We start from the raw sequence: 24,339 nt of genomic DNA on the forward strand, positions 1-24,339 counted from the left end.
AGATAGGTTCGGGGTGGAAGCGCGGTAACGTGTGGAGCTGACGAATACTAATCGGTCGAGGGCTTATCCAAGATACAAACAACTAGGTAAGAATGAAAGCAAGCTTGATTTATTTCGCTGCTAGTTTTGAAGGAATATACGGATCTATGTGAAACAGTATCGGACTAACTTGTAATAGTTAATTGTCTCGTATCTGATTCCCACGCAGGTGGGTTTTTTTATGGGACTGAGTCGTGATAGCTCTAACATAGCCTGTAAAGAACTTCTAGATAGCATGGCCCGTTGGTCAAGGGGTTAAGACACCTCCCTTTCACGGAGGTAACAGGGGTTCGAATCCCCTACGGGTCATTCTCTTTTCAAAACAATCAGTATAATTCAATTGTTTTGTGGAGAGGCTTTAATAAGTATGAACGCTTAGCTCAGCTGGGAGAGCACCACCTTGACAGGGTGGGGGTCAGCGGTTCGATCCCGTTAGCGTTCACCATATTTTTATCGCGGGGTGGAGCAGCTCGGTAGCTCGTCGGGCTCATAACCCGAAGGTCGCAGGTTCAAATCCTGTCCCCGCAATTTAATTTCTCGAAAGATTTTCTTTCGATTGCACGCGGAGCCGTGGTGTAGAGGCCTAACATGCCTGCCTGTCACGCAGGAGACCGCGGGTTCGAATCCCGTCGGCTCCGCCACTTTCTACATTATTGATATGGCGATCGTGGCGAAGTGGTTAACGCATCGGTTTGTGGATCCGACACTCGAGGGTTCAATTCCCTTCGATCGCCCCATATTCCCATTGGGGATTAGCCAAGCGGTAAGGCAACGGACTTTGACTCCGTCATGCCTAGGTTCGAATCCTAGATCCCCAGCCATTTGCGAGCCATTAGCTCAGTTGGTAGAGCACCTGACTTTTAATCAGGGTGTCGTAGGTTCGAGTCCTACATGGCTCACGTTTATGTTTTATAGCTATGCGGTTGTGGTGGAATGGCAGACACGCTATCTTGAGGGGGTAGTGGGCGTACGCTCGTGGAGGTTCGAGTCCTCTCAACCGCACCAAACTTTTGACAGCTTAATATGCGGTCGTGGCGGAATTGGCAGACGCGCTAGATTCAGGTTCTAGTGGTGTAACAGCCGTGGAGGTTCGAGTCCTCTCGACCGCATCCTGCGGAAGTGGCTCAGTGGTAGAGCATCGCCTTGCCAAGGCGAGGGTCGCGGGTTCGAATCCCGTCTTCCGCTTTAACACTTGTCTTTTGTTTATAAATTCGTTATGATTAGATTTATGCGGACGTGGCTCAGTGGTAGAGCATCGCCTTGCCAAGGCGAGGGTCGCGAGTTCGAATCTCGTCGTCCGCTTCATCTAACTTCATAATTTATGTGTGCCCTTAGCTCAGCCGGATAGAGCGTTTGACTACGAATCAAAAGGTCAGGAGTTCGAATCTCTTAGGGCACGTATTTTTGGATTAGCTACAACTGCATTATAGCTTATATAATGCGGAACTAATTCAAGCCGGTGTGGCGGAATGGCAGACGCGACGGACTCAAAATCCGTTTCTCGAGAGGGAGTGGGGGTTCAAGTCCCTTCACCGGCACTTTAATAACGGGACGTAGCTCAGCTTGGTAGAGCACCTGGTTTGGGACCAGGGGGTCGCATGTTCAAATCGTGTCGTCCCGATTACAAAAGAGAAGATCGTTCAGGCATATCAACAATGCTCTGAACGATTTTTTTGTTTTTTACCGGTTTTTTTAAAAATAACTTGTTAGAATAATCGTTTGTTTATTTTGATAGCCTTGCATCCTGGATTCCCGAAAACACATAACGATTATTTTTTGGGGGATGCAAACTCTGAATCGATTGATACCACTGGATTTTTGTGCAGTCCTTGTTATGTAATGTCTGGAATCCAGGTTGTGCGATTTTTTAATTGGAACCCAATAGCAGTGCTGCTGTTCTTAGCCGTTGTCGGGGTGGGCAAGTCCGGAAGTTAACAACGTGCGAGGTCAGTCAGGGGAACATAAACCTTGGCTGATGCCGCTGGCTCTGCAGGTTATTGCGACTATTCGGGAATTGCTAGATGAAGGTTTCGTTTATTTGGTGCTCCGCGCGGTGCGGAATGTATGAGGGCCAAGCACAGCGGTCTGCGGTTACATGGATGAGAATATTGCTTCTGCAGGGCGTTTAAGATGGAACGGGGGTTCCGCCGTCCGTTTAAACGGATATAATCCTCATCAGGACGGCAACGCATAGAGAAAGATGGACGTGAATATATCTGAAAGGACTGAGTCTTCAGTATGAGCTCTGATGACAAGGTTCTTTTTTTTCTGGGAAAGTTCTACTAATTTCGACCTGCAAACAGGATAATTGGAAGTTTTGTGGAAAATAAAATAGATGCTCTTTTTACATAACTTGGCTACTGTGAGGTAGAACATGAACCCATTAACAGAGTCCTATGTGGACAGCTTGGCACTGAACAATGCAGCTATGAAAAACGGAAAAGACTTGGTGAAGAAAAATAGCTTCCCGAAGCTGTGCAAATCGGAAGATAACAGCCTGATTTTTGGCGAGTGCAAAGGCAGCGGCAAGGAGCCGTACCGATGCTCGGTTGATTTTGTAAAAGATGACAATCCGGTGTTCCGCTGCTCCTGCCCGAGCCGGCAGTTCCCCTGCAAGCATTTGCTCGGCCTGATGTATGCCTTTACCGCGGGCAAAACGTTCGAAATCGAGGCCATTCCCCAGGACATTGCAGACAAACGGGACAAGGCGGAGAAGCGGGAGGAGAAGAAGAAAGAATCTACCGGTACGGAAACCGGGAAGCCAGTGAAACGGAAAACGAACAAAGCTGCGCTGCTGAAAAAAATGGCGGCCCAGCTGGAAGGCATCGGGATCGCGGAAAAGCTGGTCATCCAGCTGGTGCAAGCTGGTCTTGGCAGTCTGGATAAAAAAACGCTGCAAACGCTCGCCGATCAAGCCAAGCAGCTTGGCAACTATTATATTCCAGGGGTGCAAACCGCCCTTCGTGAGCTGATTGTGACCATCAAGTCAGCCGAACGGCAGGAGGACATGTATGTTCAGGCTATAGCGTGTCTGAGCGGGCTCCACAGTCTCGTAAAAAAAAGCAAGACTTACCTGCAGTCCCGGATAGATGATCCGCATACTGCAATGGATATGGAGTCGACCCTGGAGGAGCGGCTGGGTCATGCTTGGCAGCTGACCGAGCTTGCAGAAGCCGGCCGTGTGGTGAAGGATGCGCAGCTTCAACAGCTTGCCTTTCATTCTTACTCCGATGAAGCCCGCGGAGAATATGTGGATGAGGGCTTCTGGATGGAGCTGAAGTCGGGACTGCTGTATAAAACTCATACTTACCGGCCTTTCCGGGCGGCCAAGTATATCCGGGAGGACGATTCATTCTATGATGTCCTTCAAACGAAGGAGCTGTTCGTTTATCCCGGCGAGCTGAATCCCCGGGTCCGCTGGGAGGAAGCAGGACAGCGACAGCCGGAACCAGCCGATTTGGAGGCGGTCCGCTCACATGCGCATAAATCGTATCCGGACGTAATTAAGCTAGTCAAAAATCAAATCAAAAATCCGCTATCGGATAAGCATCCGGTGTTGCTGGTGCATTACGCGGCGATTCAGCAAATCGGCGATTCGTTTGTGCTGCTGGATGAGCAGGGCAAGCAGCTGGTCTGCGCAGATATTGCGGGCCTGTATCAGCCGACAACCAGCCTGCTGCCGCTGCTAAACAAGGTGTACCTTACAGGCCAGGCGATGCTGGTTATGTTTGAGCATGATTCGGCGCAGAACCAGCTTCTGGTCCAGCCGATGAGTATGATCACCGCTAATGAGGTGGTGCGCCTGTTGTACTAGCAGAAGCTTAAGAGCGGTGGCTTGGATTATAATCCGCAGCCTATAGACGGGTGACCAGAGCACAGAGAGCAAGTTGGCCTTCCTTATGCTGTATCGGCGGGCCGAGATAAGGCCATTGCGCAAGGCGAGGAGGGGTGAGTGACAGAAGGTCCGCACCGCGCGCAGCTCCCAGCGCGCGGTGTTTCGCTGCATGACGGCGGTCGGTCGACTCAGCGGTTATTAGTGGTTAAGGCCGACTAACCGTCATCGTGAAGCGAAGCTCCGCGTTAGGAACTGCGCGCTGTGCGAAAGCAGACATGAACGGCTCCATGCCGAATCGAAGAGACAAGGCAGCGATAGCCGGCCGTTCATGTGTTTATCGATAAATACGACTAGGAGAAGAATCCATGAGTGTAACGATATTGTATGAACTTCAGCATGAGGTGCGCCGGCTGTTCATTGCCGGCAGCACGATGGCTGCGGGCGATCTGCGGCTGTCGAAGCTTCTGACGCAGCTCAATCCGCTGGCAGAGTCGTCTCCTGTTTTCAAACGGATGGCAGGTGCTGTATCTGCAGTAATTGAATCTGACCGCGAGACTGGCGCAGTCAGACTCCTGGAGCTGGGAACGCTGCTGAATTCTGTTCTGTATACGCAGGGCAAGACGGAGGTGACAGGGGACGTCGCCCCGCTGGAAGGAACGGAATTAAACTGCGCTACCCCGGTTTCCTTCCGTAAGCTGTCGCCTGTAATAGAGGCCTTGACCTCGAAGGGGCAAGGCCGGCTGGAGGTTATCCGCCAAGCCTACGAGGAACGGCTGTTTCAGGATTTCCGGATTATTCCGGCCGCTGTTGCCGGAGTGGAGGACAGCTACTCGGAAATTGCTGATTTTATATACCAGTATGTTGTGCCTGAATATGGGGCAGAGGCGTTACCCGCACTGCTGGAGCAGTTCCGGCTCGATGGGGGAAGAGGAGCGGTACGACGGCTGGAGCTCATTTATTTGATTTTGGGCCACACCGGGACTGAGTTGTACCTGAAGGCGGCGAAGGAAGGCTCGCTGGAGGTTCGAGCTGCGGCCACGGAGCTGCTCGGCTACAATCCCGACCAGGAGCCGTTCCTGCTGGAGCAGGCGGATGAAAAGCGGAAGGAGCTGCGGGCCGCGGCTTATACGGCGCTGGCGCGGCTTGGCTCGGACGCGGCTGTGGAGCGGCTTTCCCGGGCCTTTGCTTCGAAGGACCGGGATTTGGCGATTGAACCAATCCAGCTGTGCCAAGCCGATGAGCTTACCCGGAGGATGCTGGAGGAGGCGGACAAAGCACTGGAGCAAGTGCATGCCGCACCGGGTAAGAGCAAGGACAAGGAGCGGAATAAAGCGGTCGAGCACCTGATGGCCTGCGTACAAGCGCTGGAAGGCAGACGCGGACCTGAGGTGATGGCCTTTTTGGATAAGCTGGTCTCGACCAAGGACAACATGGTGTCCAACCGTGATACGGTGCAGCAGGCCGCAGGCGAGCTGCTTGCGGAGCTTGGGATACCGGAGGAGGAATGGTTTGCCGCCAGGCTTCATGGGCTGTATGATGCCCATAACCGGACATTTTTTATTTTCAACTTCCGTGCCGCCGTCCGTACGCTGTCTCCGGAGGAAGTGTATGACAGATATGCTCCTGCTTTGCTGAGCAGGCGTTCTCCGGTTGCTTATGAGCTGCTGCGGGCGATCCAGGACTTGACTCCCTCGGTTAGAGAGCAAGTGCTTCATGAAGGCCGGACTTATGCACCCGACTGGCGGCAAACCTGGGATCCCCGTTGGCTGGACGTATTCATGAAGCGGGACGATCGGGAGCTGGTTTGCGCGTTTGCGCAGCCGGAGGATAAACGGGCTGTTTTTTATTTGACGAACCGGGTTAAGAACGCCCCCGACTATACTTCCCACTCAACCGTACATATGCTGCTCGCTCTGTTTCAGATGAAGCACCCGGAGGCCCCTGATCTTGTAATGCTGTGCCTGCAAAAGCTTACGGACCGTCCGAACATCTATATGTACCTGGATCAGGCGCATCGGGCGGTGCTGCTGATGATGCCGGGCAGCTACGTGGAGCGCCTGGAGCAGCTGGCCGAAGTGTTTCCTTTTAAGAGCACCCTAAGGACCCATCTGCTGGAAGCGATACGTGAGCTTCGGAATCGCCCGGCTGAGCTGGGCTTGAATGCTGACGATGCCGAACAAAATGTGGAGAAGGAAGGAACAGGACTATGGGACTGGATGAAAAACAAACTATTTTAAGATTACCGGCGGAACGCCTCTATGAGGAAGAAATCGCTGCGCTCAAAAAGGCCGATCAGGACACCCGTCCTACAGGCTGGCAGCTTTCTCCCAGGGCGGTACTGACGTTTTTGACGGGCGGCAAGGCCGGGCGGACGGTCATTACGCCGAAATATATCGGCAATAAACGGCTTGTGGAGATGGCGATTGCCACATTGCTGACGGATCGGGCTTTGATGCTGATTGGCGAGCCGGGGACGGCGAAATCGTGGCTTTCTGAAAACTTGACCGCGGCCATTCATGGCGATTCGTCGAAGGTCATTCAAGGCACAGCCGGAACGACCGAGGAGCATATCCGGTATTCCTGGAACTATGCGATGCTGCTTGCCCAAGGACCTTCCGATCAGGCTTTAGTGAAAAGCCCGATTTATAAAGCGATGGAAATTGGGGGAATCGCCCGGTTCGAGGAAATCTCGCGCTGCGCCTCGGAGGTGCAGGATGCACTGATTTCCATATTGTCCGAGAAAACCATCTCGATTCCCGAGCTCGGACGGGAGCTGTCCGCATCGCGCGGCTTCTCGATTATCGCTACGGCGAATACGCGGGATCGCGGCGTGAACGAAATGTCGGCCGCTTTGAAGCGCCGTTTCAATATGATTGTCTTGCCCGCCCCGTCGGACATTGAGACCGAGGTTGATATTGTGCAGAAGCGGGTGGGAGAAATCTCCGCCAATTACGAGCTGCAGGCGGAGCTTCCGGAAGAGGAAGCCGTGCGCAAGGTCGTTACGGTATTCCGGGAGCTGCGCAGCGGCACAACGCTGGACGGCAAAGGAAAGGTGAAATCGCCAAGCGGTGTTATCTCTACCGCGGAAGCTATTTCTTTGCTCACCGGAAGCATGGCGCTGGCGGCAAGCTTCGGCAGCGGCCGTATTCAGGATCAGGATATTGCGGCCGGTTTGCAGGGAGCCATTGTTAAGGATGAAGAGAAGGATCGTCTCGTTTGGAAAGAGTATTTGGAAAATGTGATGAAGAAGCGGGGATCGGAATGGCGGAGCCTGTACAACGCTTGCTCGGAGATGAACGGGTGATTGGCGGCGGTGAGGTCCACGTGTTCGGCATCCGGCATCTGTCTCCCGGAGGGGCTTATCATTTGCTGGCCTTTCTGGAGGAGAAGAAGCCGACGGCGGTGCTGATTGAGGGGCCGGATGATGCAGGTGTATTCATCGCCCAGCTGACCTCGCGCGGGGTTATTCCTCCTGTCGCGATTCTGGCCTATACGGATGAACTGCCGGTTCGGACATTATTGTATCCGTATGCGGATTATTCCCCGGAATATCAAGCCTTCCAATGGGCGCATCGTCTCGGAGCTCATGCTGAATTCATCGACCTTCCGTCAGATGTGGCGCTTGCGCTTTATGAGCAGCGCCGCCATGTGAAGGCGGATGATGGGGGCTCTGGAGACGGCAAGCCAGGAGCTGCGGCGGATGCCGAGCGGAGACCGGATGAGGCGACGCCCCGGGAGCTTGTGAAGGAAGAGGAACCGACGGGTGCAGCCGATTCGCAGGAGGCTGGCGGGGCAGGTGACGAAGCTGCATGGGAGGACCAGACCGACAAACGCCGTAACTACTACAGATCCCGGCACGAGCTTTACGAGCAAGTCGCGCACCTGGCCGGGGAGCCGGACTATGAAGCGTACTGGGAGCGTTCCTTCGAGCACAGCTTGGAGAAGGAGGCGTACCGGCAGGCTGTCGGCGAGTTCTCGGTCCGTTGGCGGGAGATGACAGAGGCGGAGGAGTGGCGGCATGTCCCCGGTGAAGCTGCCTACAATGAAATCCGCGAAGCCTATATGCGGCGTAAAATTCAAGAGCAAATCGCTGCCGGACATGCGCCGGACCGCATCGTTGTTGTAACCGGCGCCCATCATGCTTCAGCAATCGATTTCAGACTGCCGGCCATGACGGATACCGAGCTAGCCTGCCTGCCGCGCCGGAAAACAAAGCTGACCCTGATGCCTTACTCCTATTACAAGCTGTCGAGCCATTCCGGATACGGTGCGGGAAACCAGGCGCCGGCGTATTACGAATTGTTCTGGCAGTGCCTGCAGCAGGAGGAGCTCCATAAGCTGCCGTCCTTGTATTTGTCCCATGTGGCGTCCCGGCTCCGGGAGCACGGGACACACCGGTCCACAGCCTCGGTTATAGAAGCTGTGAGACTGGCTGAGGCGCTGGCTTCCCTGCACGGGGGCAGCCGGCCGACATGGCGGGACCTGCGCGATGCGGCGACAGTCTGCCTCGGCTACGGGGAGCTGCCGGTCATTGCGGAAGCGCTGGCGCGGGTAGACATCGGCACGGCCATCGGCAGCTTGCCGGAGGGAGTCAGCCAGACCCCGATTCAGGATGACCTGAACCGGGAGCTGAAGCGGCTGAAGCTGGATAAATATAAAACAGCAGTGGCGGCATCCCTAGAGCTGGATTTGCGGGAAAACCGCCGGGTCAAATCGGAGGAAGCGGCTTACTTGGACTTGAACCGGTCCATTCTGCTGCACCGGCTGGAGGTGCTTGGCATCAGCTTCGCCAAAGCGCAGCACATCGGCCAGAAGGATGCCTCCTGGGCGGAGCATTGGGTGCTGCAGTGGACACCGGAAGCCGAAATCGAAGCCGTGGAATCCACGCTTAAGGGAGAAACGCTGGAGCTTGCGGTGGCTTATGTCCTGCACGAACGGCTTCAGCAGTGCAGCGATATTGCAGAAGCGTCCCGGCTGATTCGCATCGCTTGCGACTGCGGTCTTCCCCAGGTGATGGAGCAGGCGAGAGCATCGCTGCAGGAGCTTGCGGTGGATGCGGGGAATCTTGATCAAATTGCGGCGGCGGCGCATGAATTGTCCGTCCTGTTGAATTACGGATCTCTCCGCAAAATGGATACCGGCTCGCTGATTCCGCTTCTGCAGCAGTTGTTTTTGCGCGGGGCGCTGCTGCTTAATGATGCCGCAGCGTGTAATGACGATGCGGCTAAAAGCCTAATCGGCACGATGAATGTGCTGAATCTCATTGCACAGGAGCATTATGATTTCGTCAATGAGGCGTTATGGCTGAATAAGCTGGAGGAGCTGGCAACCCGGGATGACCGGAACGCCAAGCTGTCCGGGTTTGCTTTTACCATATTGTTAGAGCGCAATTTGGTCGGAGAGGAACGCTGCGCACAGGAAATCTCCCGGCGGCTGTCGCCCGGGATTCCGGCTGATGTTGGCGCAGGCTGGTTTGAGGGTCTGGCCCAGCGCAACCGGTATGTGCTGCTGTCGCGCCCGTTTCTCTGGCAGCAGCTTGACGACTATATCCAATCGCTGGAGCAGGCACCATTTCACCGGTCGCTTGTATTTCTGCGCCGGGCCTTCGGTACGTTCGAGCCGAGGGAAAAGGCGGCTCTCGCGGAGCTGCTTGGCGATGTGTGGGGCAGCGGCGCCGATGAAGCCGGCGAAGTGCTGCAGAAGCCGCTCAGTGAAGAAGAGAGGGAGAAGCTGGATGAGCTTAATGATTTCGACTTCGGAGATTTATAAGCGATGACGACAGACAAGCAGGAGCATTTGGAGCATGTAAAACGCTGGAGGCTGATTCTCGGCGCGGCCTCGGAGGAGAGGCTGCAGGCTTCCTGCTCCGGCGGCGGTCCGCTGCTGGACGAGGAAGCAAGGCTGCTCGATGATGCGCTGGCCTCCATCTACGATGAAGCCGGAGGCGCTGCGGACGCTTACTCCGGCGGCTCCGGCAGCTCTGGCGGCGGAGGAGCCAAGGGTGCGGGACTCGGTTCATCCGCCCCTAAGCTGGCAAAATGGCTGGGCGATATCCGCACCTTCTTCCCGCCGGATATCGTATCGGTCATTCAGGCGGATGCGATTGAGCGCAAGGGCCTCAAGCAGCTGCTGTTCGAGCCGGAGCTGCTGTCGCAGGTGAAGCCGGATATTCAGATGGTGTCTACGCTGATGGCTTTGAAGGGGAGAATTCCCGAGAAAACCAAGGATACGGCCAGACAGCTGGTCAAAGCGGTCGTGGACGAGATTATGAAGCGGCTGTCCGAGGATCTGCGCCGTGCTGTAACCGGAGCGCTGAACAAGCGGCAGCATTCTCCGCTGCCTTCCTTGTCCGGCCTGGATTTCAACACCACCATCCGCAAAAATTTGAAGCATTATGACCGGGAGCGGGGGCTGCTGGTGCCAGAAAAGGTATATTTCTATGACCGGGCCCGGCGCAGCAAGGAATGGACGGTCATTCTCGATATTGACCAAAGCGGCTCCATGGCCGGATCGGTGATTTATGCTTCGATTGCCGGATCTATTTTTGCCAGCATGCCGTCTTTGGATACAAGAGTTGTCGTGTTCGATACCGAGGTGGTGGACTTAACGGAGCAGTGCGCCAATGATCCCGTGGATATGCTGTTTGGCATCCAGCTGGGGGGCGGAACGGACATTAACAAGTCGATTACGTATTGCGAGCAGTTCGTTACCGAGCCGAAAAAAACACTGTTCATTCTTGTCTCCGACCTGTATGAGGGCGGCAACCGATCGGAGATGTTCCGGCGGCTGGAAGAGATGCATCAGGCGGGCGTGAAGGTCATCTGCCTGCTGGCATTATCCGACCGGGGCACCCCGGATTATGACGAGAACGTAGCCAAGCGGCTGTCCTCCTTCGGAATTCCCTGCTTCGGCTGCTCGCCGGACCGTCTGCCGGAGTTGATTGAGGGCGCATTAAAGGGGCTTGATCTCAAAATTTTGGCTGAACGGACGGGCACGGTCAAGGGCTCCTGATTTAGAAAGCTGCATGGATGATGCGATTGGATGTGGTCGACCGACCGCCGTCATGCAGCGAAACACCGCGCGGCGGGAAAATGATGCCTTCGCTGGGAACCGTGTGCGGTGCTGGAGAGTGCCGCGATCAAGCGGACGGCGGCATATGCCTGCGTTCAGCTGCAGGCCGTCCTTTGGCTCTGGCCGGACGAAGCCGATAGGCGGATGTATCCCGCTCCTGCTACAGCTCCCATGCAATACGTCCGATAGCGCTGCGGATGATGGCGCAGGAGGAAGCAAACTGCTCCTGCTCGGGAGGAGACAGATTCAGCTCCAAAATCTCCTTGATCCCCTGCCTCGTAATGATAGCCGGTACACCGGCGCATACGTCAGTTTGGCCGTATTCGTTGTCAAGGACAGCGGATACGGCTATTATTTTATGATCATCATTCAGAATCGATCGGACCAGGTAAGCCAGCGCATTGCCGATGCCGTAATGGGTAGCGCCCTTACGGTAATAGATTTCCCATCCGGCGTCCCTCGTTTTGTGGGCGATCTCAGCGAGCTTCAAATGCCCGAAGCGCTGAGGATGCTGGGTCAAAATATCCATAAGAGGCTTGCCGCCGATGGTGACATGTGACCAGGCAGGGAATTGGGACTCGCCGTGCTCGCCAAGTACATAGCCCTGAACACTGCGGGGATCGACGGGCAGCACCTCGGAGAGCAGCGTCTTGAGCCGGGAAGAGTCGATAGAGGTTCCGGTGCCAAGCACTTGTCCGCGGGGCAAGCCGGACAGCCTCCAGACGATATAGGTGACAACATCAACAGGATTGGAGGCTGTCAGGAAAATCCCGGTGAATCCGCTATCCATAATGCGGCCGATCAGCGGTTTATGGATGGCGTAGGCCGAATCGGCCTGATCGAGCCGGTTTTTGCTGCCCGGCACGCTGGCGCCGGCGCAGAGGATGACGATATCCATGTCCGTGCATTGTTCACAGGAGCCGGTGTAGATTTTGGTGCGGGAATGAACGAAATCCATACAATGCGACAAGTCCAGCGCCTGGGCATAAGCGCGGTCCGGAGTACGTCCGATAAGCATAATTTCGTCGCAAATCGACTGATTGATAAGGGAGTAAGCACAGCTTGACCCGACATGACCGACACCGACAATAGCAACCTTGCGTGCTTTACTTCCCATGCCCGGCACTCCTTTTGTGAAGATGATGTTATAGTATATGGGCCAGGAAGCGGGATGTGACCGCCCCAAATGAAAGCAAGGTAAAATAACGTGACATGAACGCCAGCGTTATGAAAGAGCCGGGGAACGGTCCCCGTGTTAAAGGACCGATTTGAATAAGGCGGCGGCTGGTTGATGATCCGCTCGTGGACCTGGTGTAGTATGGGCTTCGGTGGAGTAGGGAAATGAATTCAGGTCGTGCCGGGATATTTCCGCACGCGCAGCTCCCAGCGCGCGGTGTTTCGCTGCATGACGGCGGTTGGTCGACCACATGATGAAGAAGCTGAGTGTAGTATGAATCCGGGCGCGGGCGCGGCTTGACCTGTAGTTGGGATAGTGCAAGGCTGGCGTAAGGAAGCCGGTTGCTGAATGCCATCATGGCCTAAGATTGGCTGCCGGGAACGAACAGTCGTATAGAAAGAGGAAGAAGCCTGCAGCCGCCGGAGTGGAGCGGGCTTCTTGGTTAGTAGGGGAGTCCTGCTGGACCGGGGAGGCTTAAGTCGTCCTGCTGTCCGCGAAGTTCACTCCCACAGCTCGTACTCGGCCACCTTGCGCTGTCCCGATTGCACCGGCGGCGCCGGCTCGATGCCCGGCTCGGCCTCTCCGGCTTCGGTGATACGCCGGATCAGTGTTTTACGCAGCTGCTCTGCTACACCGCGGTGGGATACAAAGCCGATAAGATTGGTCAGCTCATACGGATCTGCGGCCAAATCGTACAGGAATTGCTCGCTGTACTGCCTGGAGGAGGCATTCCGTACCGGATCGAGCCCGTCGGAGGCAACGCTGTACTTCCAGCGGTGTGTCCGTACAGCGCGTCCGACCTGGGATTCGCTAATTTGGATGAACACCTCCTGCGGCCAGTCGGCCCGCTGTCCGTGAAGCAGAGGCAAAATGGATCGCCCCTGCAAATAATCCGGAAGCGGGATACCTGCTGCGTGAAGCAGGGTGGGGACGAAGTCAACGAGGCTAACAAGCTCCCGAATGTGTCCTCCGCCGGTAAACGGGCCGCCATACAGCGCCGCAGGCACGCGAATGGAGCTTTCGTGGCAGGAGCGTTTATATTCGGAATTACGTGTTTTAAAATGTGAGCCATGATCAGAGGTAAATAAAATGATCGTTTCCTCGGTCAGGCTTAAGCTTCGGAGCGCATCACGAATCCGGCCTAATGCCTCGTCCAGGCGCTTCACCATGCCGTAATAGCCGCCAAGCTGCTGGTGGGCCGTGCCGCCCAGTGCGGCGAGATCCGGCGGTGTCCAGCGGCCGGTGTACGTATCGCGGTACACATCCGGGGCGGGGTAATCATCCCGGTGGTTCTGATGGTGCGGCTCCAGATAAGAAAGGAACAAGAAGAACGGGCGGTCCTTCCGTTCATCAATGAACCGTACTGCAGCATCGGTCAGAGCATCGACACGATAGCCGGGGAGCTTGACGGGCTGATTGTCGTTATCGTACAGCAGGGTATCATAGGCGTCGGAGGTATGCTCCAGCGCATCAGCGGCAAGCCAGTATTTGTAGCCCCCGCGTAATTCCTCCGGTACCGGCTTGTCCCGGGTCACAGCGAGATGCCATTTGCCGATATAGCCGGTATCATACCCGGCCCCGTTGAAATAGTGGGCCAGCGTCGGGAGATCCGTCCGCAGCGGAATCCCGTTGCGGAAGCAGCCGGTGGCCGTGGCGTACAGGCCGGTTTGCAGCGAGGAACGGGCCGGTCCGCATACCGGCTGGCACGTAAAGGCATGCTCGATGTGTGTGCCCTGCCGGGCCAGCTGATCAAAATGGGGGGTAAGCCCCAGCGGGTTGCCGTGCACTCCGGTTGTATCCCAGCGCTGCTGATCTGTAAAAAAGACGATGACGTTCGGCTGTTTCCCGGCTTTTGAATGGTTGCTGCTCATCGTTTGCCTCCTTTTTCGTATTATCCTTTTAACCCGGTGGTTGAAATGCCTTCGACAAAATACTTCTGGGCCGCGAAAAAGACCGCGACACAAGGCAGGATGGTTACAACCGACATAGCCATCACCCGGTTCCAATGGACGGCCCCCTCATTGTCCAGCGCCATGCGCAGCCCCAGCGAAACGGTAAATTTGGACACGCTGTTAATGTAAATGAGCGCATTGAAAAATTCATTCCAGGTCCATATGAATTGAAACAAGCCTGCCGAGATGAGAGCCGGAACCGATAAAGGCATCAGCACGCTCGTCAAAATGCGGAAGGACCCGCACCCGTCCATCACAGCCGCTTCATCCAAATCCCGCGGGATGCCCCGAAAAAACTGGACAAGCAAAAAGATGAAGAAGGCATGAACTGCAAGCAGCGCCGGAATGTAGAACGGGAGGTACGTATTCAGCCACCCGAAATGTTTGAACAGGATATATCTGGGAATCATAATGACGGCATCCGGCAGCATCAGGGTCGACAGCATCAGAGCAAACAGCAGCTTCTTAAACGGGAATTCGAACCGGGCAAAGCCGTAGGCAACGAGCGTGCTCGACAGGATGGTGAACAGCACGACCGGCACAACCATCGTGAAGGTGTTGGCAAAAAAGGTGTTAAAGCCGTTCTTGCCGATCCCCTTCCAGCCCTTCCAATAAGAATCCCAGACGAATTCGGACGGGATAAGCCCGACGGTGGAGAACACCTCCGGGTTCGGCTTGAAGGAAGCCGCGACAAGCCAAATCAGCGGGTAAATAAAGATGATGCCGAATATCGACAGCAGCAGGAACGTCGTTATTTGCGCACGGTTTGTCATGCTGTTCCGCCTCCGTCCTCATAGTGCGCCCAGCGGTTGGAGCTTTTCAGCAGCAGGAAGGTGAACGCCAGGATAATGAGAAACAAAATCCACGACAGTGCGGATGCATAGCCCATTTTGAAATAATGAAAGGCATTGTCGTACAGCATCATTCCATATAAATAGGTCGATTTCACCGGCCCGCCGCCTGTTATGACGAACGCGGACGTAAATTGCTGAAAGGCGCCGATCGTTTGCATAACCAGATTGAACAAAATCACGGGTGTCAGCAGCGGCAGCGTAATCCGGAAAAACGTGCTTATCCGACTGGAGCCGTCCATGATAGCCGCCTCATACAGCTCCTTGGGCACCTGCTTTAGTCCTGCCAAAAAAATAATCATCGACGAGCCGAACTCCCAGACAGGGAGCAGCGATATCGTAAACAAGGCCAGCTTCGGATTGCCGAGCCAATCTATCGGTTCCACGGCGGCATACGATAACACCCTGTTAACCAGTCCCTCCCGCATAAACAGAAATTTCCACAGCACGGATACAGCGATGCTGCCCCCCAGAATAGAGGGCAGGTAATAGACTGTGCGGAACAAACCGATGCCTTTGAGGGGAAGGTTCAGCACCATCGCTACGAGCAGGGCGAAAATCAGCTTGGCGGGAACAGCCATGAACACGTAGTATGCCGTCGCCTTTAAGGATTTGTAGAAGTCGGGATCACGGGTAACAATCTCGACGTAATTTTTGAAACCGATAAAGCCCGGTTCCCGAACCATGCTGTAATCCGTGAAGGAATAATATAAGGATGCTCCAAAGGGATACAGTGTCAGGACGAGAAAGCCGAGTAGCCAGGGGCTAATGTACAGTAATCCGGCGACCTGTTTTCGCATAGCGGTTATTTCAGGTCCTTTAATTTGCCGGTCATGCGCGAAATCAGCTCTTCGGCGGCTTTATCCGGTGTGAGCTTGCCGAAGCCGACCTGCTGCAAATAATCCTCTGTCAGCTTGGCCAGCTCCTGGTTCCCGCTGATGCCGTTGACCGGATCGCCGGGCTTGGCCAGCGCCAGACGGACTGCCTTGGAAACAACCGGGTCGATCAGCTTCTTCTCCACGAGCAGCTGCGAGTTCGATTCGACGGGCGGTACGCTGTATACGTCCTTCAGGATAACGGCTGCTTCCGGGTCGGTGAGCAGCCAGCTGGCGAATTTGGCGGCTTCTTCCGGGTGCTTCGAGCTTTTGTTAATCGCCAGCGGATTGCTTGGGTTGACCAGCACACCGGAGGTTTTGGCATCAGCCGGAATCGGATACGTCGTGACGTCAAGCTGCGGGATAAACGACTTCAGCTTGGTCAGGGTCGAAGCAAGACCGAAGACCATCCCGACATCGCCTTTTTGCCAGGTGACGTTCTGGGTAATCTCCGGGTACAGGCTGCTTTCCTTCAAGGGCTGGAGCACGCCGTCATCCAGCAGCTGCTTGTAGTAGGTCAGCGCATCGGTCAACACCGCCTGGTCGAAGCCAAGCGTTTTGTCGTCATTAATCCACTGTTTGCCAGTCTGCTGTCTAACGTAAGGCTGCAGGAAGCCGCGAACGTCCAATTGAGCGAGCAGGTACGAGCTCGGGTCCTGCTGGTGAACCTGCTTGCCGACTTCGTGAATCGTTTTCCAATCCCATTTCGTATCCTCAGCAATATTGAATTTCTTGAAAAATTCTTTGTTATAAGCGATGACCATGCCGTTGACGCCCATCGGCAGACCGACCAGCTTCTGATCGAAGACGGTGTATTTCTGCAGAAACTCTTGATTAAAAGCGCTCAAATTCAGGTTCTGCTTCTGCGAGTTCAAGTCGAGCACAAGATGGCCCTTGACTGCAATATCATCGATCCAATCTACAGACAAGGGTGTCAGGTCAGGCGCTGTTCCTCCGGCGAATTGGGTGACCAGTTTCTGATAGTAGCCGTCGAAGCCGCCATATTCCGCTTCGATGTTAACGTTGGGATGCTTCTTTTTGTACAGCTCAATGGCCTCCAGCAAAGCGATATGGCGGTTTTCCGAGCCCCACCAGGCAAAACGCAGGGTTACATTTTCCAGGGCTTTGCTGTTTGCGGCTGCCGGGTCTGTCTTGTTCCCCGCCGCTGAATTACTGCCGCTGCCTGCGCTGCAGCCGATAACTGAGGCAATGAGGGCAATAGAGCATATCATGCCGATAATCTTAGTTGGTTTTTTCATAGTAATTCCTCCTCGTACCATCCGATATGATGATTTAATATACGCTGTGCGGCTCCTAATAAAAAGGCATGGCGCTTTAGTTTAGGTATCCGAAACGATATTTTTTCGGACAAAAGGGTTCATTTTCCGTCATTTATGGGTCCTGTGCGGCGTTTTAGCGGTAGAAAGGGCTTTATGGACGGTGGCAGCCGGCCAGTGACTGACCATCGTCATGCGATGCCGCATCACATGCTGAGAGCTGTACACAGCGCAAACAGCAGACCATGTCGGGCCTGTTTCTTGCTGCACGTGGATGGTCCTGCGCGGAGCAGTGCTTGCTTGTCCATACTGTACAAGTCGGGAAAAATCATTTATCTTATTAATTATATCCGATTGGATTACTTTGATTTAGAGGCTTTAGCTTGGGGGTTGAGAATCAAGTGTACAAACTTGTGCTGGTAGACGATGAGGCGGAAATCCGCAGCGGGCTGTCGCAATATTTTCCATGGGGCCAAATCGGCTTTACCATCGTCGGGTCGTTCGAGAACGGTCTGCAGGCGCTGGAGTATATCGAGGCTCATCCGGTGGATGTTCTGCTCTGTGATGTGACGATGCCTGTCATGACGGGACTGGAGCTGGCCCGGAGGCTGCGCGAGAACGGAAGCCGCATCAAAATACTGTTCCTCAGCGGCCACAAGGATTTCGAGTATGCCAAGCAGGCGCTGGCTTATGATGTCAAAAGCTATATCGTCAAGCCGACCCATTATGACGAGCTGGTGGAGGAATTCACCCGGTTGAAGCTGGAGCTGGACAAGACTGCCCCGGATTCGGCCGGGGGAGAGGGCGGCGGGCAGGCATCCTTTGATGAAAAAATTATTGCCGCCATCAAGAGCTATGTGGAGCAAAACTACCGGAATGCCGGGCTGGAGCAGGCGGCTGCGCTCGTGCGAATGAACCCGGATTATATCAGCAAGTATTTCAAGCAAAAAACGGGGCAAAACTTCTCGGATTACGTCGTCGACATCCGAATGGCGAAGGCGGCCGAGCTGCTGAGGGATATCCGTTACAAGACGTTCGAAATCAGCGAGCTGGTCGGCTACAGCTATCCCAAAAACTTCACCCGCACCTTCAAAAAATATTATGGCGTGAGTCCGCGCGAATTCCGCAGCGGCCGTGAGGCCGCTTCCCGCCTGGAGGCGGATGAAGCCGGGCTTGGAAGGGCGGCGGAATGAGGACCCGCTTTTTTGTCAAAAATATGCTGCTGTTTCTGTTTCCGCTGCTGATCCCGGTCCTTATGCTCGGCACCTTGTCCATCGTGGTGACGAAGCAGTACATTCAAGGGGAAATCAGCCGCAATAATATGACGCTGTTCAATCAGGTGGACCGCAGCATGGAGCTGCTGATGAACGAAATCGAAGCCTTGAACGTAAGCCTGGGCAATGCCGATGTGCTGTACCGGCTGGAGGAGGTCATGCGGACACAAACGCTGACGCTCGAAAACTTGCGGCTTATGAAGACGATTCAGAACTTTATGACCGGTCCGGCCAATGCGAAGCCTTATTTGGAGTCGGTGTATGTATACGTCAATAATGGACACGGCCATTTCCTGACAAGCGGGGCAGGACTGGCGCAGCTGAGCGATTTTCATGATACGGACTGGAAGGACAGCTTCGAGCGGCATGCCGATCGGACCGGGGTATGGGCGGAGTCCCGGCAGGTGCGGCGTTATTCGTTTGAAGCCCCATACAGAGTGACGACGCTGTACAAAAATCTGGTGTCCACCGTACAGAGCCGGCCCAGCGGCGTTATCGTGCTTAATGTGTACACCGATTACATGGAAAAGCTGCTGGACAACCTGGTGACATTACCCAATCAGCGGCTTTTTGTGCTGGATGAAGCGGGGCGGGTGGTGCTGGCCAGCCATACGGAGGAAGGCACCGCTCCTTTGGAGGCTGGGCAAATTCCGGCGGAAGCGGGCTCCTTCAACTGGAGCAGCGGCGGAACCTCGTATTTCGTCTCCCAGACAGCAGCCAAATCCGGCTGGAGGTACTTGTCGGTAACACCGAGGGATTCCCTGAACCAAATTCCGTTCCGGCTCAGCGCCATGACGGTTTGGGTAGTGCTGCTGTCCTTTGCACTGGGGCTTGTAGTCACGTATATTTTGACCCGCCGCAACGTCAGACATATCCGCAGCATCATTGCCGTCATCCAGCACGCGGAGCAGGGTTTCCCGCTGCCATCGGCAGCAGCCTCGGACCGAACGGATGAATACGGGTACATCGCCCGGAAAATTATTGCGAATTTTATCGAACGCCATTATTTGACGATGCAGCTGACGGAGAAAAAATATAAGCTTCAAACCGCGGAGCTGCTGGCGCTGCAGGCCCAAATCAACCCGCACTTTCTGTTCAATACGCTGGAGACGATCTACTGGAAGGTGCTGGGACTGACAGGGAAGCCGAATGAGGCGAACCGCATGCTGGAGCATTTGTCCGGCCTGCTGAAATACTCGCTCCACACTCCGGGCGAAATGGTGCCTCTGTCCAAAGAAATAGAGAACGCGCAAAGCTATATCCGGCTGCAGAAGGTCCGTTATCAGGAGCGCTTTCAGGTGGATTGGCAGGTTGAAGCGGAGGAGCTGGAGGAGGCCGGGGTCATTAAGCTGCTGCTGCAGCCGCTGCTGGAAAATTGTATTCAGCACGGTATCCGCGGTATGAATATGCCGGGAACAAGCCGGATTAAAATCAAAATTTTGCGCTTCCCGGAGTATATCCGGATTGCCGTCATCGATAACGGGACAGGAATGAGCCGGGGACGGCTGGAGGAGATCCGGCGGCGGATACAATCGGAGGATGAAGGAAGAGGGCATATCGGGCTGGCCAATACCCACAAGCGGATTCGGCTGGCTTATCAGATGGAAGAAGGCTTGAAGATTTACAGTAAGCTCGGCTGGGGGACAGTGATTGCGATGCATTTGCCGGTTCGAGGCGCAGCAGACAAGAAAGCCGGGGAGAAAACGGCGGATTCGGAGCCGGGTGGCAATCGGTTATAGTTATTTTTTCCGCCTGCCGCCTATTGACCTCAACTGGTAAACCCGTTAAGATAAATCTAAATTATGGAAGGGAGGCCGATGAGCATGACATTGTTGAACAGATGCAGTCAAAACCAACCTGGATTATATGAGATGACTTCGGTCTCTGCGGGAGCTGTGACATAGGCCCGGCGGATGCTTTGTTGTACGCGGGAGGAGGGAGAATTTCTCCGGCCGCAGCCGCAAAGCGTCAGCAGGCTGCTTGCAGCGGGAACAGCCACGGACGATACGTCGTCTGTGGCTGTTTTTGTTGTGCTTGAAACCATCCCGGAGCGGGAGGCAAATAGAATGAACGGTTCCGTTAGAGGGACAATTCCGGGCCGTTCATTGTCAAATTTTGAAGAACGAAAGGGTTATGTATATTATGGACGAAAATTATTACCGGACGGTGAAGCTGCCCGCGGGAGAAGTACATGTGTATGCGGGACATGAGCTGTTCCACCAGCTGGATTATAAAGTGTTTGAAATGGCGAATAACAATTTGCAAATTCCGAATCAGGTGTACATGAGCTATACCCCGGATGTGCATGTGGGGGTTGGAACCTGCATCGGCACGACCGCCGTGTGGAACAGTCATGACGGCTATGTATCCCCTTCTATCGTCGGCAGCGATATCGGCTGCGGAATGCGGGTTCACGTGACGAACCTGCGGGCGGATGACCTGAAGGACGTGAAGCTGCGCCGCAAGCTGGTGAAGGCGATTGAGAAATATTTGCCGGTGGAGGATCATGCCCGGGGTTATTTCTCGGACATCCGGCTGGAGCATGTCGTTACAAAAGGGCTGCACGGACTGCCCAAGAAGTATATTCCCGACGGATACACACCGCGGAATGCAACGTCGCTCACCCACGTAGAGAGCAGCAAGTTCCATCTCAACGAAGAAGCGTTGAACAAATTTCCCGACCGGGTCTGGCACCGATCGCATCGGCAACTCGGCACACTTGGGAACGGCAACCATTTTGCCGAGATTCAGGCGCTGGAAATTCCGGAGGAGAACCGCGCGATAGCCGAAGCCTGGGGGCTGTCGGACGGCCAGGTGGTGGTCATGATTCATTCCGGCTCCAGAGCCTGGGGCGGATCGGTAAGCCAGTACTGCGGCAGCGATATGGCCAAAATGATGCGCAGCGCCGGGGTCGGAACCGCCGATCCGAAGCTGCTGTTTGCCCCGCTGTCTCATCCGGTGGCGCAGGAATATGTAAACCTGATGTATTCGGCGCTGAACTATGCCGTCGTGAACCGGCACCTGATCGCTTATGCGGTGCGTGAAGCCGGGCGGGACGTGTTCGGCTCCAAGTTCGAGATGAAGACACTGTATGATTTGATGCACAATTACGCCTGGGAGGAGGAGCATGAGGGCAGGTCGTATTTTGTCCACCGCAAAGGAGCTACTCGCTCCTTGCCCGCAGGCCATGCAGGGAACCCGGCTCCGTACCTTGAGACTGGACACCCGGCGCTGATTCCCGGCTCGATGGGCACGGCCTCCTACATTATGGTTGGCAGTCAAGGCGGGGCTGCGAATTTCCACTCCATCTGTCACGGCGCGGGCCGTATCCGTTCCCGCAGCGCGACGAAACGGATCGTTACGCTGGACCAATTTACCTCGGCCATGCGTGTCGGGACGGATGAGGAAATCGTCGTCAACCAGCGGTCGCTCGAAGCTATTATTGATGAATCGCCGCAGGCATATAAGGATGTAGATCAAATTATGGAGAGCGTGGTCGGAGCAGGTCTTGCGCGTGTTGTAGCCAAATGCAAGCCGCTGGCAGCGGTGAAGGGGGCTTAATCTCCGTGGAAATCGGATTAGGGCTGGATTTCGCCACCCTTTCCGGGCAGCGCCGGGGCGAGCTTGTTATTCTTAGCGTCGATACGGAGTAAGCGAGTGCCGCAGGGGTTCAATTTTATTACGCCGGCAATGAGGTGTGGCTCGCGGACGGTATTCCAGCCGCCTGCTGCGGTGTGCACAGCGGGAGAGCGGAGAAGAGGTAGCTGCAGGCAGGCAAGCGCAGAACGAAAAACAAAAAAACGGGGAGCAGGCAGGTACAGCTCGTCGACATAAAGCATGGCCAAACGAAATTTGGTACGAAAAAAGGCAGGAGCTTGTAGTCGACCGGACATCAACGCAGCTCTTGCCTTGTTTAAAATCAAATTATGAGGCTGCCCACTTGACCATAGCGTCGAACAGCTTCCAGCCGTTCTCATTGATTTTTGTTTCGGAATCATGAAACACGTAGTAGAATACCTGCCGGGCCGGCAGCGGTTTGCCGTTGGTATCGGCCGTGCCTTTTTCGAAGGCAATAATGGTGCCCTTGCCTGGTTCACCCGGTGCAGAAGCGACGATAGTTGCCTTGATGGTCGGTGTGGCAAAGCTTGAGTTCCCGATTTTGCTGAATACTTCGACGTTCCCGCTGAAGCCGTCGGCAATCGGGTGCTTTTTATCGACAATGTCAATGGATTTCAGGCCATTCTCATGCACGAAGGTGCCCGCCTGGTCCTCGCTTTTGAGCAGGTTATGCACAACTGCAGCTTTGGCATTGGAATAAATAATCGGGGCCGTCGCGGCAGCGAGCTTGGTGCCGATTTGGGTCGCTTTGGCTGTATAGCTGATGTAAATCAGCCCTGCGTTTTTGGCATCCTCGGCCGTGACTTCACTGTCAGCCTTTGCGTTGACCTCAAAGCCTAACGTTTTCAGCCGCTGTATCAAGAATGGGTCTCCATTCCCGCCGCCGACAAACAGCGCTTTTTTGGCGTTCGGGCTGGTTGAGGCTTCTTTTGCTCCAGATGAGCAGGCTCCCAGCAGCAGCATCAGCATCAGAATAACAAGCAGAAGTACAGGTATTGTCCGTTTCATGCATCGTTTCCTCCTTATGGTTAAACATTTTATTTGCTTTGGTCAGCTGTAATAAGGGGAGGGTGGGGGCCGGAGGCCGGAGAAAACGGAGCGTCGGGAAAGCGAGTGGAGCTAAAGCTGCTTCCCGCCAAATCGGCTGCCATTGCGGATGATATCTTAGACAGCGCTTTCATTCTACCTTGATTTCAAGATGCAAATATGGGGGAACACCTTCAAATTCAGGGGGGATTGTTTCATTTTGATCGACTGAGAATGGTGCAAGACCATAGAGATCTACGGATTTTATGTTAAAAAATGTAAAATACATCTTCCTGAAAGCCGATATATCTCTATAAAGATCTATTTCATTATGCTGCCTTCGCTCATTGCGGCTCTAGAGCTTGAACAGAATGCGCGGATGCGGGAAGCTCTTTTGTTTGCCATTGAAATGTTGCAGGCGGGCAATGATTTTTAACGAACCGGAAGGAGGGGGATGCAGCGTGCACGCATGGCCGATTTGATTGCCTTCCGTGCGAAATACTGGATGGAAACCTTCGAGGTGGACCGGAGGGAGACAGAGGAGGACTGAAAAAGGCGGCGGTTAGCCGGGTATTTATCCGAAGCGCTTGAGACCGGGAGGCGGTATTTTCCGCGGTATAGGAACTGTTATGAACTTGCAGCCGATAGCTTTAAGCAACACAGATAACCGGATGACGAAGGTGAATGATGAATGATGAATGATGAATGATGAAGAAGGGCAGGTATCCAAATGAAAAAAAGATGGTTTGTTTCAGGAGTGATGGCGGGTATTCTGGTATCCTGTGCGGCTGCAGCCTCCGCCTCTGAGGCGGTCCAGGCGATTATATTTCCGATGAAGGTATCCGTCAATCAAGCTGAGCAGCGCCTGCCGGAAGGGACCGGCATATTGAACTACAACAACAAGACATACGTGCCGTTGCGTTTTTTTGCGGAGAGCTTAGGAGCAGCGGTTGATTACCGGGAAGGAGCTGAAGGCAGGGAACCCAGTGTTTCTATCACCTCGCCAAATCTTTCCGCAGATTGGACGCTTTCCTACTTGATGGCGCCGGGATATCATTCCGATGCGCCGCTTTCCTTGTGCTGGAAATCAGAAGGGGCAGCGCCGCTTCCGCTTGTTCATCATTTAGCAGGCTCCTAACCGGGCTTAGGTGTCTTATAGCAGGAGATTTTTATTGTAAATTTTTAGTTTTAAATCCGATCACTAGCGTTGCATAAAAAGTCGGTGGCATAGTTTTCGAATAATTCTGAACAAGGTTTTAGTTTTCATCTCACATTCCGCACCCTGAGGATAAGCCAGCGAGTGGAATGTTGCAGTGAAAAAATAAGCTCAACGAGCTGTAGCGA

The 24,339-nt window shown here is 54.5% G+C and carries 16 protein-coding genes and 14 tRNA genes; 23 read left to right on the forward strand and 7 right to left on the reverse strand.

Annotation, left to right across the window (positions count from 1 at the left end):
- Positions 1–276: 276 nt before the first annotated feature.
- The 19 genes from WBG83_RS20765 to WBG83_RS20855 all read left to right on the forward strand — a co-directional run bounded on the left by WBG83_RS20765 (position 277) and on the right by WBG83_RS20855 (position 10,885).
- Positions 277–348: transfer RNA gene (locus tag WBG83_RS20765), tRNA-Glu, on the forward strand.
- Positions 349–408: 60 nt separating this feature from the next.
- Positions 409–484 (forward strand) — tRNA-Val (locus WBG83_RS20770).
- Between the two features lie 9 nt (positions 485–493).
- Positions 494–567: transfer RNA gene (locus tag WBG83_RS20775), tRNA-Met, on the forward strand.
- Positions 568–603: 36 nt separating this feature from the next.
- Positions 604–680, forward strand: a tRNA-Asp gene (locus tag WBG83_RS20780).
- A 20-nt stretch (positions 681–700) separates the two neighbouring features.
- Positions 701–776, forward strand: a tRNA-His gene (locus tag WBG83_RS20785).
- 9 nt (positions 777–785) lie between these two features.
- Positions 786–860: transfer RNA gene (locus tag WBG83_RS20790), tRNA-Gln, on the forward strand.
- A gap of 5 nt (positions 861–865) precedes the next feature.
- Positions 866–938, forward strand: a tRNA-Lys gene (locus tag WBG83_RS20795).
- Between the two features lie 20 nt (positions 939–958).
- Positions 959–1,044: transfer RNA gene (locus WBG83_RS20800), tRNA-Leu, on the forward strand.
- Positions 1,045–1,064: 20 nt separating this feature from the next.
- A tRNA-Leu gene (locus WBG83_RS20805) sits at positions 1,065–1,148 on the forward strand.
- Between the two features lie 4 nt (positions 1,149–1,152).
- Positions 1,153–1,224 (forward strand) — tRNA-Gly (locus WBG83_RS20810).
- Between the two features lie 45 nt (positions 1,225–1,269).
- A tRNA-Gly gene (locus tag WBG83_RS20815) sits at positions 1,270–1,341 on the forward strand.
- 23 nt (positions 1,342–1,364) lie between these two features.
- A tRNA-Arg gene (locus WBG83_RS20820) sits at positions 1,365–1,438 on the forward strand.
- Between the two features lie 56 nt (positions 1,439–1,494).
- A tRNA-Leu gene (locus WBG83_RS20825) sits at positions 1,495–1,577 on the forward strand.
- Positions 1,578–1,586: 9 nt separating this feature from the next.
- Positions 1,587–1,660, forward strand: a tRNA-Pro gene (locus tag WBG83_RS20830).
- Positions 1,661–2,413: 753 nt separating this feature from the next.
- On the forward strand, positions 2,414–3,853 hold the full coding sequence (locus tag WBG83_RS20835) for an SWIM zinc finger family protein (RefSeq protein ID WP_336747283.1): 1,440 nt from the start codon (positions 2,414–2,416) through the stop codon (positions 3,851–3,853).
- A 386-nt stretch (positions 3,854–4,239) separates the two neighbouring features.
- Positions 4,240–6,111, forward strand: a complete 1,872-nt coding sequence (locus WBG83_RS20840; protein ID WP_336747284.1) for a HEAT repeat domain-containing protein — start codon at positions 4,240–4,242, stop codon at positions 6,109–6,111.
- Positions 6,081–7,178 (forward strand): ATP-binding protein, encoded by a 1,098-nt coding sequence (locus WBG83_RS20845; RefSeq protein WP_336747285.1) that lies wholly within the window; start codon positions 6,081–6,083, stop codon positions 7,176–7,178. The genes WBG83_RS20840 and WBG83_RS20845 overlap by 31 nt, the downstream gene beginning before the upstream one ends.
- Positions 7,136–9,643 (forward strand): DUF5682 family protein, encoded by a 2,508-nt coding sequence (locus WBG83_RS20850; RefSeq protein ID WP_336747298.1) that lies wholly within the window; start codon positions 7,136–7,138, stop codon positions 9,641–9,643. Before WBG83_RS20845 ends, WBG83_RS20850 begins: the two co-directional genes overlap by 43 nt.
- 3 nt (positions 9,644–9,646) lie before the next feature.
- Positions 9,647–10,885 (forward strand): VWA domain-containing protein, encoded by a 1,239-nt coding sequence (locus WBG83_RS20855; protein WP_336747286.1) that lies wholly within the window; start codon positions 9,647–9,649, stop codon positions 10,883–10,885.
- Between the two features lie 220 nt (positions 10,886–11,105).
- Here the strand turns inward: WBG83_RS20855 and WBG83_RS20860 are convergent, their stop codons facing one another.
- The 5 genes from WBG83_RS20860 to WBG83_RS20880 all read right to left on the reverse strand — a co-directional run bounded on the left by WBG83_RS20860 (position 11,106) and on the right by WBG83_RS20880 (position 17,059).
- A complete protein-coding gene (locus WBG83_RS20860) occupies positions 11,106–12,062 on the reverse strand; it encodes an L-lactate dehydrogenase (RefSeq protein WP_336747287.1) in 957 nt (318 codons plus the stop codon).
- A gap of 560 nt (positions 12,063–12,622) precedes the next feature.
- Complete coding sequence (locus WBG83_RS20865) at positions 12,623–13,993, reverse strand: sulfatase-like hydrolase/transferase (RefSeq protein ID WP_336747288.1); 1,371 nt, start codon at positions 13,991–13,993, stop codon at positions 12,623–12,625.
- A gap of 20 nt (positions 13,994–14,013) precedes the next feature.
- The gene (locus WBG83_RS20870; protein ID WP_336747289.1) at positions 14,014–14,847 is read right to left on the reverse strand and encodes a carbohydrate ABC transporter permease; all 834 of its coding nucleotides are present in this window, start codon (positions 14,845–14,847) and stop codon (positions 14,014–14,016) included.
- Positions 14,844–15,725: a carbohydrate ABC transporter permease gene (locus WBG83_RS20875; protein ID WP_336747290.1), complete on the reverse strand. Its 882-nt coding sequence runs from the start codon at positions 15,723–15,725 to the stop codon at positions 14,844–14,846. The genes WBG83_RS20870 and WBG83_RS20875 overlap by 4 nt, the downstream gene beginning before the upstream one ends.
- Positions 15,726–15,730: 5 nt before the next feature.
- Positions 15,731–17,059, reverse strand: coding sequence for an ABC transporter substrate-binding protein (locus WBG83_RS20880; protein ID WP_336747291.1), 1,329 nt, complete (start codon positions 17,057–17,059; stop codon positions 15,731–15,733).
- 419 nt (positions 17,060–17,478) lie between these two features.
- Here WBG83_RS20880 and WBG83_RS20885 point away from each other — a divergent pair, with 419 nt between their 5' ends.
- From WBG83_RS20885 to WBG83_RS20895, 3 genes are all read left to right on the forward strand, one after another.
- Entirely contained in the window at positions 17,479–18,270 is a 792-nt protein-coding gene (locus tag WBG83_RS20885; RefSeq protein WP_336747292.1) for a response regulator transcription factor, read from the forward strand.
- On the forward strand, positions 18,267–20,090 hold the full coding sequence (locus WBG83_RS20890) for a cache domain-containing sensor histidine kinase (protein WP_336747293.1): 1,824 nt from the start codon (positions 18,267–18,269) through the stop codon (positions 20,088–20,090). Before WBG83_RS20885 ends, WBG83_RS20890 begins: the two co-directional genes overlap by 4 nt.
- A gap of 403 nt (positions 20,091–20,493) precedes the next feature.
- Positions 20,494–21,912, forward strand: coding sequence for an RtcB family protein (locus tag WBG83_RS20895; RefSeq protein WP_336747294.1), 1,419 nt, complete (start codon positions 20,494–20,496; stop codon positions 21,910–21,912).
- Positions 21,913–21,929: 17 nt separating this feature from the next.
- Here the strand turns inward: WBG83_RS20895 and WBG83_RS22670 are convergent, their stop codons facing one another.
- A complete protein-coding gene (locus WBG83_RS22670) occupies positions 21,930–22,274 on the reverse strand; it encodes a hypothetical protein (RefSeq protein WP_442955862.1) in 345 nt (114 codons plus the stop codon).
- A gap of 1 nt (position 22,275) precedes the next feature.
- On the reverse strand, positions 22,276–22,977 hold the full coding sequence (locus WBG83_RS20905) for a hypothetical protein (RefSeq protein ID WP_336747295.1): 702 nt from the start codon (positions 22,975–22,977) through the stop codon (positions 22,276–22,278).
- A gap of 748 nt (positions 22,978–23,725) precedes the next feature.
- On the opposite strand from WBG83_RS20905, the gene WBG83_RS20910 reads away from it, so the two are divergent.
- Entirely contained in the window at positions 23,726–24,133 is a 408-nt protein-coding gene (locus WBG83_RS20910; RefSeq protein WP_336747296.1) for a stalk domain-containing protein, read from the forward strand.
- Positions 24,134–24,339 lie beyond the last annotated feature (206 nt).

Origin of the sequence: Paenibacillus sp. y28 (assembly GCF_037137075.1) — a bacterium.
Taxonomy (GTDB): domain Bacteria; phylum Bacillota; class Bacilli; order Paenibacillales; family NBRC-103111; genus JBBBNV01.